Annotated in this window: 14 protein-coding genes; 12 read left to right on the plus strand and 2 right to left on the minus strand. The window is 48.4% G+C overall.

What is annotated here, in order from left to right; genetic code table 11:
- Positions 1–48 precede the first annotated feature (48 nt).
- Both ihfB and OZ428_RS09825 read left to right on the plus strand, forming a co-directional pair.
- On the plus strand, positions 49–345 hold the full coding sequence (gene ihfB, locus OZ428_RS09820) for an integration host factor subunit beta (protein WP_017848846.1): 297 nt from the start codon (positions 49–51) through the stop codon (positions 343–345).
- A 24-nt stretch (positions 346–369) separates the two neighbouring features.
- On the plus strand, positions 370–606 hold the full coding sequence (locus OZ428_RS09825; RefSeq protein WP_269133236.1) for a LapA family protein: 237 nt from the start codon (positions 370–372) through the stop codon (positions 604–606).
- A 222-nt stretch (positions 607–828) separates the two neighbouring features.
- On the opposite strand, the gene OZ428_RS09830 is transcribed toward OZ428_RS09825, so the two are convergent.
- Positions 829–1,983, minus strand: coding sequence for an alginate O-acetyltransferase AlgX-related protein (locus tag OZ428_RS09830; RefSeq protein ID WP_269133237.1), 1,155 nt, complete (start codon positions 1,981–1,983; stop codon positions 829–831).
- 11 nt (positions 1,984–1,994) lie between these two features.
- Positions 1,995–3,383, minus strand: coding sequence for an MBOAT family O-acyltransferase (locus tag OZ428_RS09835; RefSeq protein WP_269133238.1), 1,389 nt, complete (start codon positions 3,381–3,383; stop codon positions 1,995–1,997).
- A 753-nt stretch (positions 3,384–4,136) separates the two neighbouring features.
- Here OZ428_RS09835 and OZ428_RS09840 point away from each other — a divergent pair.
- From OZ428_RS09840 to OZ428_RS09885, 10 genes are all read left to right on the plus strand, one after another.
- Positions 4,137–4,610, plus strand: a complete 474-nt coding sequence (locus OZ428_RS09840) for a hypothetical protein (RefSeq protein WP_269133239.1) — start codon at positions 4,137–4,139, stop codon at positions 4,608–4,610.
- Entirely contained in the window at positions 4,607–5,026 is a 420-nt protein-coding gene (locus OZ428_RS09845; protein WP_269133240.1) for a sugar 3,4-ketoisomerase, read from the plus strand. Before OZ428_RS09840 ends, OZ428_RS09845 begins: the two co-directional genes overlap by 4 nt.
- A gap of 46 nt (positions 5,027–5,072) precedes the next feature.
- The gene (locus tag OZ428_RS09850) at positions 5,073–6,185 is read left to right on the plus strand and encodes a DegT/DnrJ/EryC1/StrS family aminotransferase (RefSeq protein ID WP_269133241.1); all 1,113 of its coding nucleotides are present in this window, start codon (positions 5,073–5,075) and stop codon (positions 6,183–6,185) included.
- On the plus strand, positions 6,182–7,459 hold the full coding sequence (locus OZ428_RS09855) for an O-antigen translocase (protein ID WP_269133242.1): 1,278 nt from the start codon (positions 6,182–6,184) through the stop codon (positions 7,457–7,459). The genes OZ428_RS09850 and OZ428_RS09855 overlap by 4 nt, the downstream gene beginning before the upstream one ends.
- Positions 7,456–8,883 (plus strand): hypothetical protein, encoded by a 1,428-nt coding sequence (locus OZ428_RS09860; RefSeq protein WP_269133243.1) that lies wholly within the window; start codon positions 7,456–7,458, stop codon positions 8,881–8,883. The genes OZ428_RS09855 and OZ428_RS09860 overlap by 4 nt, the downstream gene beginning before the upstream one ends.
- A gap of 33 nt (positions 8,884–8,916) precedes the next feature.
- Positions 8,917–10,080, plus strand: a complete 1,164-nt coding sequence (locus OZ428_RS09865) for a hypothetical protein (RefSeq protein WP_269133244.1) — start codon at positions 8,917–8,919, stop codon at positions 10,078–10,080.
- Complete coding sequence (locus tag OZ428_RS09870) at positions 10,073–10,978, plus strand: glycosyltransferase family 2 protein (RefSeq protein WP_269133245.1); 906 nt, start codon at positions 10,073–10,075, stop codon at positions 10,976–10,978. Before OZ428_RS09865 ends, OZ428_RS09870 begins: the two co-directional genes overlap by 8 nt.
- Before the next feature lie 65 nt (positions 10,979–11,043).
- Complete coding sequence (locus OZ428_RS09875; protein ID WP_269133246.1) at positions 11,044–11,955, plus strand: glycosyltransferase; 912 nt, start codon at positions 11,044–11,046, stop codon at positions 11,953–11,955.
- Positions 11,952–12,917: a UDP-glucose 4-epimerase family protein gene (locus OZ428_RS09880; RefSeq protein WP_269133247.1), complete on the plus strand. Its 966-nt coding sequence runs from the start codon at positions 11,952–11,954 to the stop codon at positions 12,915–12,917. Before OZ428_RS09875 ends, OZ428_RS09880 begins: the two co-directional genes overlap by 4 nt.
- Positions 12,918–13,949, plus strand: a complete 1,032-nt coding sequence (locus tag OZ428_RS09885; RefSeq protein WP_269133248.1) for an MraY family glycosyltransferase — start codon at positions 12,918–12,920, stop codon at positions 13,947–13,949.
- The last annotated feature ends 131 nt before the right edge of the window (positions 13,950–14,080 follow it).

Below are 14,080 nucleotides of genomic sequence, written 5' to 3' on the forward strand. Positions count from 1 at the left end.
AAACCTTCGAAGCGCTTTTCCTAGCTGCTTGAAAAAGAAGGGAAAAATATGACGAAGTCGGAGTTGATCGAACGAATTGTCACCCATCAAGGGCTGCTCTCATCCAAAGATGTTGAGCTGGCTATCAAGACCATGCTTGAGCAAATGTCCCAGTGCTTAGCGACTGGGGACCGGATTGAGATCCGTGGGTTTGGCAGTTTTTCGCTGCACTATCGCGCACCTCGGGTCGGTCGTAACCCGAAGACCGGGCAATCAGTCAGCCTTGACGGAAAGTTCGTACCTCACTTCAAGCCGGGCAAGGAGTTGCGTGACCGGGTGAACGAAGACGAGGAAGAAAACGTCTGAGTGTTTTTGAAGGAGGAGAAGGTTATGCGTGGGGTTAAGCGTATTGTGTCGATGTTGGTTGTTTTAGTTGTCGTTTTTGCGATCTTGGTTTTCGTGTTGGAAAATCAACAGGGCATTACCCTGTCTTTTCTAGGCTGGAATACTGCGCAAATGCCTGCTGCGGTATTTGTTACCTTGGCTTTGATATTCGGTATGGTGATAGGGCCGCTGTTTGGGCTCGTGACAAGGCGAGCGCGACGTAAGCAGCCGAGCTTGCACTAAAGCGGTAGAGTGTCCAAGGTCAATGAATAGGTTAGCGCCTACATAGCCCATGCTGCTGTTGGATACCAAGAAGTCTTGTCGCGCGCTTCATAAGCACTGCTTATCCTTTGAGAGGCTATTCTCCTCAGGTTTTCCATAGGCGATCTATCGCCAGAAGTGGAAATAGGGGCCGGCACTCACCTAAGCCTGCCAACCCTTCGCCTGCAACGCTTCTAAGCTCGCCTACCTTGAAGGGGTTGGGGCGCGGACCGTTTTGATTGCTGGATCCGAAGATGAGAAGTCGGGTGGGTACACAGTAAAGTCGGGGGATCTGGCGGCGCGCTCAACCACCGTGATAAAAACATAATCCGGCTTAAAATCTTCAACCAATTGAGCGAAACTGCCGTCCGGTTTGAGCGCTTCACTCCAATGAATCTGGAGCACGTTGTCAAATGTTGCGGCCATCAATTGAGACAAGGCGCCGCCGAACGAATCCCTCAGCCAAAGAACCTTTTTGTGATTTAGAGCGCCTACGCTTGTTACTAGAGTAGGGGTGAAAGTTAGGTCGACCAAGGGGTTGCCTCCTTGGTGTATTACGTCTTTTGTATAAAAATTAGATTGTGTTGTTTCTATGGGGCGGTCAGATACATTAATGATTGGCAGTTCATCAGTGGTATTTGCGCTCAATCGTAAAAAATTCGATAGATCACCTCCGCTTCTAATGTCCATTCTTTCGAGGGCGTACGCGCTTTCGGAAGGCCATTGTAGCTCAGGGGCAGCTTGTGCGATTTGTTGAGCGAATGCGTGGAACGCAATGGCGCCGCCCAAGTAGTTCCAGTGCGTGTCTGTTTTGTAGTAAAGCACTTCTGGATGAATATTTTTTCCTGCCAGTAAGGGCGGCCTGAGATCGATGTAGCGATTTTTTCCGGTGGCTGCGAACAATGCTTCAGTTGGATTAAAAGGAGCGGGCCTTGCCCAGCTTGGCATGTGCTCAGGATAGATGCTCCCTTTGTTGGGGCCAACCATTACTTTGAAAATCGTTATACCTTTTTTGGTAAGGTAATCATTCCACGCGTTATTAGCTTCGCTGATTTTTGTGGCTATAACGCTGTCTGATTCGTTTGCCGAACGGCGGTCATCGGACAGTGTTCTATCATATCCGTCACCCAGAAACAGCCAGTCATTTGATCCAATAATTACTTGGCTGGAGTGAATGCTTACTCCCAAAGGATAAAATATCTCTTGCGTCCATTTTGAAATGATATCCATGTTATAGAGGAACGATTTTTTTCGAAGCTGCTTCGTTGTAATGCCATGGGTTGTAATAATGTTTATCGCTGGTATGACCATCATGGCGATAAAAACTATTAATAAAAAGGTGGTCAGTTTTCGTTTCATAATAGTCATGTTCAAAAGTTAAAATAGAGGAAGACTGAACTGGTGGCGGAAAACATGACGCACATTGCTATTGCGAAGGTAACGGCACCGTACGTCAATTTCATGAGGTGCATTTTCCCGTTTAGCATTTCGATAGAATTTTTTTGAGCAATAATTATAAAGGCAGCAAAAATGCATAGGTAGATAGGAAGCGTGCCTATCAGGCTGGCTGGAACGATACTTAGAGCGGAATCAAAGAGTCGTCCACTCCATGCCAGGTCGGAAGTCTGAATTGAAGCTGTCTGGGCGGCGGCGGAGCGGTAGTCCACCATGCCTGAAAATACGCGCACAGCATCATCCATTGTCTTGGCACGGAAGAATACCCACGAGGCGTTTACGAACATGAATGTAAGGAGCCAGCCGAGCGCGGCTGGCATTTGATAGCGCAGGCGTGTCCAGAGTCTATGCGTGACCAAGGCGGCTCCATGCATGGCACCCCAAATGACGAACATCCATGTGGCGCCGTGCCACAGGCCGCCGAGGACAAACGTAGCAAACAGATTGAAATAAGTCCGAGCTTCGCCAGAGCGATTTCCGCCTAGGGGAATATAGAGATAATCGCGCAGGAAGTTACTCAGGGTAATATGCCAGCGTCGCCAAAAATCTTGAATGTTGAGTGCTTTATAGGGTGAGTTGAAATTGATCGGGAGCCAGATATTGAATAGAAGTGATGCGCCAATGGCCATGTCGCAGTAACCGCTAAAATCAAAATATAGCTGGAATGTGTAGGATAAACTCGTCGCCCAGGCGTCGAAAAATCCAAGCGATTGGCTACTGTCGAACCCGGCGGTGGCCCAAACCGCAAAGCTGTCAGCGATTACAACCTTCTTGAATAGTCCAATCGCAAAGATGAATAGTCCTTTCAGAATGTTGGTGTACCTAGGCAGCAGTGTCCAGCGCGAGGAAAACTGCGGCATTATCTGGCGGTGATGTACGATGGGGCCAGCAATTAAGTGTGGGAAAAAGGTAACAAAGAGGGAGTAATTCAGTAAATTGTATTCCGCTGTTTCCCTGCGATAACTGTCAACCAGGTATACGATTTGTGTAAACGTGAAAAAACTGATGGCGAGCGGCAAAAGGATATGCGGTTGTGCGTAGTCGGTGCTGAACACCCAATTGATATTTTCGATCAGGAAGTCGGTGTACTTGAAGTAGCCAAGTAGCAATAAATTGGCTGTAATACCAATGGCTAAAAGCGTTTTGGCTCTTTTTTGTTGTTGGGCGTACGAATGCTCACTCGTTTCATGGCTTTGTGCTTTGGATAGTTTTGTTCCAATTGCAAAATTTATGAAGATCGAACCCGCGATCAATGGCAGATAGTAAATATTCCAGTAAGCGTAGAAAATCAGGCTGATGGACACCAACCATATTTTTCCGCCAATGATCTTGCGCTTCCGGTTTAACCAGAAGTACACAAAAAATGAGATTGGCAGGAATAGAAGTATAAATTGCCATGAGCTGAAGATCATGTGGGACGGGGCCGATTTTGGTGAGAGGGTGAGATGTTCATGTATTTCCGTGGAGGCCCCGGAAATCGGGCCGTTTCATTTTTTAGTTGTGTCGAGCGGCGACTCCTTGAAAAAAACGATGCAATTTTCTGGGGGGGGGCATTTAGAATGCTGTGATTGAGGCGCGGATATGGTACGGCTGTAATGGTCGTGACGACAAGCTTACAGTGGTGTGTACCGTAGGATGTGAGCGTCCTTCCGAGCAGGGCTTGGGTGGGTAGGTTTTTGCAGTTGATTGGCTTTTTTGAAGCCCTTGTTATCCAAAGCGTGCTTCGTACCTAGCACAAGGATTGAGCGCTATCCATTCCTTCATGTCCGCCTAGACGCTAGGCAGATGACGGTTTGTACTCCTTTCACACGGCCCGCCACCGCCAGTGGCGGGGATCTGCAAAGCTGGCGAGGTACGCAGCTTCATCGTTTTCATTCCGCCTTTGCTGTCACGTGTTAAGAGGGGGGGGCAGGGAAACGACTGGGTAACGCGCGTATCACAATAGAAGATGAGGGAGGTTTTGTGAGGCATAATACCCACCATTGCGTACTATTATTGCGGCAAACAGGCCGCATGGCTGTGCACGGAGACACGGATATCAAGGAATCATTAGATACATGATGGTTATTCACCACCAAGGCAGAGCGTCTGCTGGAGAGCCTGGCCCTCGCCCGTATCCTGTAGCGCAAGGTGTGGTCAGGCGAATGGAGTCGATTAGCTTCGCTTGTGGGGACTGGCCTGCATCAACGATATTTTCTTCAGATGACAGGCAATATCACATTAAGCTTGCTTGCGGTGGACGCGCTTATTTGGACGGCCTGACGCGAGGTCATGCCATGTGGGAAAAGTCTGAAGGTGAAAATCCAGGCCGTTTGGTTGAGCGCGGCATTCTTGCGTTCATACAGGAGCTTTTTGAGGCGCATAGGCATTCAAGTTTCTGCAAAATTAATGCAGCACTCTTGAGGTATTACATTTTTTTTTCAAGACGTTTCGGAATTGCAGTAAAAACCGGCCCGATGCAGGTGGATAAGGTAAGTCAAAGAAGCGGCGAGATATCCACCAGTGAGCGTTTACCGGAGCGGCAGCGATGAGCATGATCAAGTTTTTGGATGTTAAGACAAAGGGTGATGACCGCGGGCATTTGGTAGCGCTGGAATATAAAAATGATATTCCATTTGACATCAAAAGAGTTTATTACCTTACAGACACTAAAGAGGGTGTGCCGCGGGGGTTTCACGCACACAGGGAACTTGTGCAGGTCGCTGTCTGTGTGTCAGGGCGCTGCCTGATGAAGCTGGATAACGGCAGCCTCAAGGAGGAGGTTTGGTTGGACTCTCCGGATAAGGTTATAGTCATTGATAAAATGATTTGGCACGAAATGCATGAATTTAGTACCGACTGTGTGCTGTTGGTATTGGCCAGCGAAGTGTATGACGAGCGCGACTATATTCGTGACTATACAGCATTCAAGGAACTCTTGGGTGCGTCAGAAATCGACGTGATTTGAACAGCAATTTACAGCCGTTTGTCAGTTTAAAGTGGTGGGTGTTCTTATGATAAAGTTTTTGGATTTGAAGGCTATAAATAATGCTCATCGCGATGAGCTAATTACGGCCTGCGCGCGTGTTGTGGACTCTGGCTGGTATATTGGTGGAGAAGAGCTTCGGTCTTTTGAGCAGGCCTTTGCTACTTATTGTGGTGTTCGTCATTGTGTCGGTGTTGCCAACGGTCTTGACGCGTTGGTGTTAGTGATTCGCGCTTGGAAGGAATTGGGGCATTTGAAGGACGGGGACGAGGTCCTGGTGCCCGCTAATACCTACATTGCAAGCATACTCGCCATCTCCGAAAATGGGTTGGTGCCGCTACTGGTTGAGCCCGATCCTGTCACGTTCAATATTTGCCCTGTGAATGCGGCCGCAGCGGTCACACAAAAAACCAGAATGATCTTGCCGGTACATTTGTATGGGCGTCTTGCCGACATGCCAAAGATTATGGAGCTTGCTCGGCGCCATCGCTTGCTGGTCCTTGAAGATTCCGCGCAGGCTCATGGTGCGAGCCTTGATGGCAAGAAAGCGGGCAGCTGGGGCGATGCTTCGGGCTTCAGTTTTTACCCCGGCAAGAACCTGGGTGCCTTAGGCGATGCTGGGGCGGTAACGACCAATGATGAAACGTTGGCTACGACAATACGGGCTTTGGGTAATTACGGGTCTCATCAGAAATATAAAAATATCTACCGCGGGGTCAATAGTCGTCTGGATGAAATTCAAGCGGCGTGCCTGATGGTGAAACTCAAATATCTGGATACTCAGACAGAGCATCGCAAGCTGATCGCCAAGCTGTATGGCGAGGAAATTAATAATCCTGCGATTGTGTTGCCTGCCCAAGACTCAGGTGACGATAATGTGTGGCATGTTTACACCGTGCTATCTGAACATCGAGACGCACTTCAAGCCCATCTTGCAGAGGAGTGTGTTCAGACACTGATCCACTATCCCATCCCACCTCATCTTCAGCAGGCATACGCTGAGTTCAAAGACCAATCGCTGCCAATCGCTACCCGGATACACAACCGTATTCTCAGCTTGCCCATCGGTCCAACGTTGTCATTTGAAGAGGCGCGACGTGTGGTCGCGGCGTGTAATAGTTTTCAGCCGGTCATGCCATGAATCTTGTGCGAACCAGCCTGCTTAATGGTGTTGCCGTTCTTATCAAGATGCTGACCTTGTTGGGATTGAATAAGGTATTGGCTATCTATGTTGGGCCGGCTGGTTATGCTGCAATCGGACAGTTTCAAAATGCGCTTCAAGTCATCACGGTTTTTACGGGGGGGGCAATCAGTAATGGTGTAGTTAAATACACTGCCGAATATCACAATGACTTTAGTCGGCAGGTTCGCCTATGGAGGACCGCCGGTTTTTGCGCGATGTCGGGGAGTTTTATTGTCGCTGTGATCGTGGCAATTTACAATAAAGAGCTAGGCGTCTTGTTTTTGAAAAGCGCAGAGCTTGGTGCCGTTTTCATATGGTTTGCCGGTGTTGTTGTTTTTTTCTCATTAAATATATTGCTGCTGGCGATATTGAATGGTAAGAAGGCGGTGGTTCTGTATGTGGTGGCAAATATTTCTGGAAGTTTATTTGCCTTTTGTGTGACCTTTTACCTGGCGGTAAGTTACGGTTTGTTTGGTGCGTTGGTTGCGCTTGCTATCTACCAATCCATCAGTTTTTTTGTCACATTATTCCTATGCCTTAGAACAAATTGGTTTAAGCTTTCTTATTTGTTCGGGTGGCCTGACTTAAGTATTGCTAAGAAACTTTTTTCATTTTTCGTGATGGCGTTGGTGTCTGCTGCTTGCGTTCCGACTGCGCAGATTCTTATCAGGAATCATATAGGGGTGACATATGGATGGGATGTAGCGGGTTACTGGGAAGCAATGTGGCGGTTGAGTGCTGCGTATTTGATGCTCATTACCACGACCCTGGGTGTTTATTATCTACCGAAGCTTTCAGAGCTCACGACAGCCTTCGATGTTAGACAAGAAGTGAGGCAAGGTTATAAATTTTTATTCCCCTTGGCCGTCTTCGCTGGGGGGGCGATGTATTTTTTGCGCGACATCGTCGTAGAAATATTATTTTCTGCCGATTTTTATCCAGTGCGAATGTTTTTTGCAGGGCAAATTGTCGGTGACGGTTTGAAAATTTTTAGTTGGATTATGGCGTATGTCATGTTGAGTCGCGCAATGGTGAAGTTGTTTATCGCGACTGAAGTCATATTTTGTGGTTCTCTGTATTTACTTACCCTTTTGTTCAGCCACTGGTGGGGAGTTGAAGCGGTGACTTGGGCATATGCTTTGAACTATGCGCTATATTGCGTGGTAATGTATGTATGTGTCTACCGTAGGCTGGATGATCACTTTCATGAGAAATCGGGAATTTCGGGTTGAAAAAAGTATTTGAGGAGTTTCAGGTTGCCATTCGTGAGACCGCTGACCTTGACCAAGCGTTAGAGCTGGCCCAAGCCTACGGTAATTTACTCTGGTTTGCTGACGTCGGTATTCACGACGCTCCTGGGGTTGAGCTCGATTTAATTGATCGTTGTGCCCGCCTAGCTGATCTGCCTCTCGGTCCGAGGGTTGAAGGTAGTGTCAGTGTTTTACATGTGATCACCGAGCCTCTTATGACAGGGGGGCATACGCGGCTTATGGAACGGCTTGCTGGGATGCAAGACGCTCCCGCTGACCTGTTGATTTCCAGGTCGGCATCTCGTGAAGCTCAACATCATGTCTCCAGTTTCTTTCATAGGACGATGGTCATCGCCTCCAAGCAAATTTGCGATGCGCTGGTGGAAATGGTGACATTGTTATGCGGTTATCAAAAAGTCGTTCTGCACATCCATCCAGATGACATCGCGGTGGTAGTCGCATGCGGTATTGCGAAACGTATTGCGCCTTTGAGCGTGTTTTTTGTGAATCATGCGGACCATGTTTTTTCTTACGGGACAGTGGTGGCGGATTTCTATTTTGAACTCAGTGCGCATGGGCGTCGCTTTGATTTGACAAAAACTATTGCAGGGCAGAAAAGTTTTCTAGGTATTCCCGTTGATACACAGCAGGCAATAAAATCAGCTGACTTGAGGCCCTCACCATATGATCAGTTGCTTTTCATCTCGGCAGGATCGGATATAAAGTATAAGCCTAGAAAGGGCGCTGATATGTTTGCACTGATATCGCGGATTCTTGATGATTACCCCCGCTCTAGGTTTTTAATTATTGGTACCGATATTAGAACGTCTTTTTGGTGGTGGCCTCTAAAGTTAAAGTATCGTTCGAGGCTGGAAATCAGGTCGCATTTGAATTTTAAAGAGTATGGAGCACTGGTCAGTCAGGCGGACTACTACGTCGATAGCCATCCATTACCGGGAGGCACTGCATTTGCAGAGCAGTTTATCAAGGGGCGGCGGTGTGTAGGCCTTCTCGCTCCCCTCCAAGGCTACTCATCCGCTGATAGACTGAAGCGGTCCAGTATCGATGGTGTGATGGCGTCAATCGCGAATTACCAATATGCGGATGATGTGTTCCTGGCGATAGAGTTAGTCAATTCTTTCGAGGCGGTAAAAACCAGGTATTTGAAGTGTCTAGATGAAGACGCTGTTTCCGAGAACCCATTCGATGCGGTAAGTACTTGGGAGGGGAGTGATCATTTTTTCGAAAACACCGGCAGGTCCTTGAATGTAGATGTGGCAGTCTCTTCTTTCGATGTGTTTTTCAGGCTGCAAAGAAAGTTGTCTTTGCGATTGCTTTTGGCGCTGTCGTTAAACAAACAAATAAAGTTGGTAATGAAGATGTTGCTCGCTGGGATACGTCGGTGAGATCGGTTATTTCCTCAACGGGCAGGGCATATCATGCTTAGGCGTCTCATAGGCGGTCTGGTGTTATTGTACGGACTTGCGACGGTGTTGTTGCCCGTCTTTGTGCTGAATAAGCTTATCTTTATACCGCTTTTTTTTCTTTCGATCTGTGCGTTAATAAGTCGGCCGGTGAAGATTTTTGCGCCCGTATTAGTGTTCATGATTTTCCTGTATGGATTTTTGCTGGGTGAGGTTAATGGTGCTGATCCCGAGTTGGCGCGTCAAATGCTGCTCGCGTCTACTTCGCTTTTTCTGATATATGTGATTTACGCTTTCGATGTGGATATGGGGTTTACAGTTAGACTGATCGGGGCGCTATTTGCTACGGTGATGTGCATATTCTCGTTCTCAGTGATGTTGGCGCCTGACTCAGCGCTCAGCACTCTTCTACTTAATTTTTATATCGCTAATGATCTCGGTTTTTATGGGGTGAGGGATTTTGGTGGATTGGATATGTTCATGCTTCACCATAGGTCGACTCCGTTTTTATTAGTACCCTTGTCCATGTTCTTTTTGGATTTTTTGAAAAGTCGAAAACTCCTGCCCTTATCGCTGGTTGTTGTGATGCTCGTCGCTATCATCTGTTCGGCATCTCGCGGCCTGATGGTGATGGCAGTGGTTGCGTTGTTCGTTTTGTTTTTTTATCAGAAGCGATGGGGCGTACGTCTGATTTTACTATTGGTGGCTATTCCCCTACTTGCTTTTGTTTTAGATTATCTCGTAGTCCAGACCAGTTTCTTTAACGCCGGCGAACAATCAAATAGCATCAAAATTGGTCATGTACTCTCGTTTTTAGAAGTTGCAGATTGGAAGATGTTGATATTTGGCAATGGGTTGGGTTCCTATTTTTATACGGAAGGCTATGGCCGGCTTGTGTCCCAAACTGAAATCACCCTGTTGGACTCTATCCGTTATGTGGGTATTCCCTTGACTACGGTTTTGTTCGCTGCCTTTTTGTTTCCGAAAACCAAGTACGTTTCAAATACAAACATGTCATCCAATCGGTTGATCATGTTCATGTATGTGTTGGTGTCTTTGAGTAATCCTGTGCTATTTAATTCATTCGGGTTTTTTGTTATTCTATGGTATTGGTCGATGCTCATAAGCGTTCAAAAGCCGGTGCCAGTTTGTGCTGAGGTTAGGGGGAGCGTTGAATAGTATTGCTGCAGTAGTCGTTGGTTATAATCCAGACATAAAAGTGCTTAGTGATTTGCTGGCTTCTCTGGTTCAGCAGGTAGAATTGTTGGTGCTGATTGATAATGGCGGGAGCGAAGCTTATCTCGAGGACTTTCCAGGAATTCGTGCCCGCGTTCACTATGTTGCGCTTAATGGTAATGAGGGGTTGGGCGCTGCGTTAAATATAGGATTCAATATAGCGGTCGCAGCGGACATGAGTTACGTGGTCACGTTCGATCAGGATAGTCATGCTGCCCCCGACCTTATTAGTAGCCTCCATCGCGCAACGCTTCACGCAGTTAATCAGGATCCCAACTGTGTCGCCGTCAGTCCGGTGTTTTTTGATCGAAGAGGTGATGAAAAAGTAAACTTCCCGTTTTATCGTTCTGTCGATAATAAAATACAGGCTGTTTTCGCTTCTGATGACGAGCATGGGCTAGTGAAGGCAGATGCTCTTATCACCTCTGGAATGTTCGTGAATACGAAGGCATGGAGGGAGGGTATACATTACGATGAAGGTATGTTCGTCGATTTTACCGATACGGAATGGTGTTTCCGAGTAAGGGATCATGGTTATAGTCTTTATGGCTGTCTTGATGTCGAGATGGGCCATGCCCTGTCTGATGCACCGCCAGTCAAATTTTTCGGGTTGAATTTTTTTAGATACTCCCCCGTGCGCCGCTATTTTTTCTTCCGTAATACAGTTGCAGTCTGCCGCATGAGTCATACGCCGGTTTGTTGGAAGAAGCGCATGCTGTCTGCACTTGTGCTTAGATTTTTCGTGAATCTAGTGATCGATCAGAATCGACTTCTTTCTTTCAAGATGATGGTCCGTGGTATCTGTCATGGCTGGCAGAAGAAGCTGGGCGGGGTGCGATGAATGAAGTGTGTTAATGCGCTGGACGGATCAGTGGGTCATTGGGCAAGCATCGAAGGGGTGTGCTGATGGAACCACGGGTTCAGGTTCTACTCGCTGCTTATAACGGAATGCGCTGGATCGCCGAGCAGGTTGATTCGATCCTGGCGCAGACAGGTGTGGCTGTTTCCCTATTGATCAGCGTTGACGAGTCGAATGATGGTACGGAGGCATGGGTTGATGCGCTATGTCTGCGTGATTCACGAGTTAAGTGCCTTGCGCACGGTAAAAAGTTCGGGGGGGCCGCACGCAATTTCTTTCATTTGATCAATGAGAGCCTTGATGAAGGTAGCGATTTTTTTTCATTTGCGGACCAGGACGATATTTGGCAAGCGGACAAGCTGTCAGTTGCGGCGAAAATGATGCGCACTGCGGGCGCAGACGGTTATTCAGGAAATGTCACCGCGTTTTGGCCTGATGGGCGTGAATCCGTTGTCGTCAAGTCGCAGCCGCAAGTCGAATACGATCACCTGTTCGAGGCCGCGGGACCAGGTTGTACTTATGTCTTTTCACGCCACTTATTCCTGGAACTGCAAACGCATATACGTCATCGATACAGCGAGGTTCAAGGCGTCACGCTGCATGATTGGTATTGTTATGCTTACACTCGTGCTCAGGGGTTTAAGTGGATAATCGATGCTCAACCTTTTATGCGTTACCGCCAGCATGGCGGTAACCAGGTAGGCGTCAACAGTGGTGCTACCGCGTTCCGAAAACGAATTGCACAGGTTTTTGATGGGTGGTGGCTCAATCAAGCGGCACTGATCGCAGGACTGGTAGGGCTATCATCAGACCCCTTTGTGCGTCGCTGGGTTGGTCTAGGGCGTTTTGATCTGCTCAGGCTGGCTTTATCCGCTTCGAAGTGTCGTCGACGCGTGCGCGACAAATTTGTTTTCGGCACATTTTGTTTGGTATTGGCGGTGATGAGGCGCAAAAAATGACGACCCGGTTAATGGTCACTGGCAGCAGCGGGTTTGTCGGCGGTCACTTGGTTAAGATGCTGGCAGAAGACTCTTGTTATGAACTATGTGCGCTTGTACGGCGCCTACCCGAACATCCGGTGGGAGGTGTTGACTATCAGGTATTGGCCGACTTCCTGAGCCTACCCCCTCACTATTCTGGATTCAGGGGGGTTGAAGCCGTTATCCATTTAGCCTCCCGTGTGCATGTGATGAATGAGCTGTCGTTGGACCCTCTAGCTGCTTTTCGACAGGTGAATGTCGAGCAGACTGTGTTGTTAGCGCGCAGTGCAGCAGCGGCGGGCGTTAAGCGTTTTGTTTTTATCAGTTCGGTCAAGGTGAACGGTGAGCACACAAAGCCAGGTCAACCTTACCTTGAAACGGACCTTGCTTCACCTTCCGACCCTTACGGTGTGTCGAAATTGGAGGCTGAAGAAGCCTTGAGAGTCGTCGCGGCCGAAACGGGGCTCGAAGTCGTCATTTTGCGTCCCGTGCTGGTCTACGGGGCGGGCGTCAAAGCAAATTTTGAAACAATGATGAAGTGGGTTAAGAGAGGGATTCCATTGCCATTTGGAGCCATCGAAAACCTTCGGAGTTTTGTTGCGATAGAGAATCTGATTAGTTTGGTGGTGATGTGTATAGAACATCCGGCGGCGGCTAATCAGACATTTTTGATAAGCGACGGTGAGGATGTTTCTACGACGGAATTGTTGCGCAGGCTAGCCCGTGCGTTGAATGTTAAAGACCGGCTCATTCCCGTTCCTGGCAAGGTACTTTCAGCCACCGCGGCATTGCTTGGAAAACCAGCGCTTGCGCAGCGCCTTTGTGGTTCTCTTCAGGTCGACATATCCAAGGCTCGTACACTTTTGAATTGGACGCCTGTCGTGACCCTTGATCAAGCCCTTGACGTCACTGCGCGACACTTTCTGGCCGAGAAAAACTGAATGAAGTACTGGTATATCCTCCCCGTTGTAATCTTGGCTTCTTTGGGGTTGACCGCGCTGCTGCGTCAGTATGCGTTGCACCGAAGCATCATTGATGTGCCTAACGCCCGCAGTTCTCATACAGTTCCAACACCTCGTGGAGGGGGGGTAGCGATTGTGATCGTCTTTGGCGTGGCGTTGGCGCTGATAGCGGGGCTTCAATTGGCGAGTCTTGCGCAGTGCTTGGCGTTACTTGGTGCGGGGCTGTTGGTAGCTGTCATCGGCTTTATGGATGACCACGGTCATATTGCTGCACGTTGGCGACTTTTGGGGCACTTTTTTGCCGCGTCTTGGGCACTGTTCTGGATCCAGGGGCTGCCCGTGATCAATGCGTTTGGGTTCACAATCGCGTTAGGTTGGTTTGGCCATGCACTGGCAGTTTTATACTTGGTGTGGATGCTCAATCTCTATAATTTCATGGATGGTATTGACGGTATTGCCAGCCTTGAGGCTATTTGTGCTTGCCTAGGACTTGCGCTGATTTACTTTCTCCGCGGCGAGGAGTCGCTTATCTGGGCGCCTCTGTTGCTTGCCTCTGCCGTGGCGGGGTTTCTATATTGGAACTTTCCACCCGCACGTATATTTATGGGGGACGCGGGTAGCGGATTCCTGGGGATTGTCATCGGTAGTTTCACGCTTCAAGCAGCCTGGTCGGGCAGTGAATTTTTCTTTGCTTGGCTTATCATGCTTGGCATTTTTATTGTTGATGCGACCTTTACATTGGCTCGTCGACTTATCCGCGGGGATAAAGTTTATGAAGCTCATCGTAGCCATGCGTATCAGTACGCCTCTCGGCACTTCCGGGGCCATTTGCCAGTGACGGTCGCTGTGGGACTGATTAACGTTTTCTGGCTGCTGCCACTGGCGTTCGCCGTTTCGTTCCAACTGATAGACGGAGCACTCGGGCTGATCATCGCTTACATACCCTTGTTATTCGTGGCGGTGAAGTACAAGGCTGGAGAAAGAGAGGGCGTGCTGAGTCGAGTTGATTGAGCTCTGATCGGCGTGTGACTCATGAAAGAATTTATCGCTGAGTTGGGCCTTGACGTCCTTTTAATAGGGGACGTTCGATGCTTTTCACAGGTATTTCGCACACAAGCAACACCAGCTAACAAAAAACGCCG

Origin of the sequence: Pseudomonas sp. GXZC (assembly GCF_026967615.1) — a bacterium.
Classification (GTDB): domain Bacteria; phylum Pseudomonadota; class Gammaproteobacteria; order Pseudomonadales; family Pseudomonadaceae; genus Aquipseudomonas; species Aquipseudomonas azotoformans_A.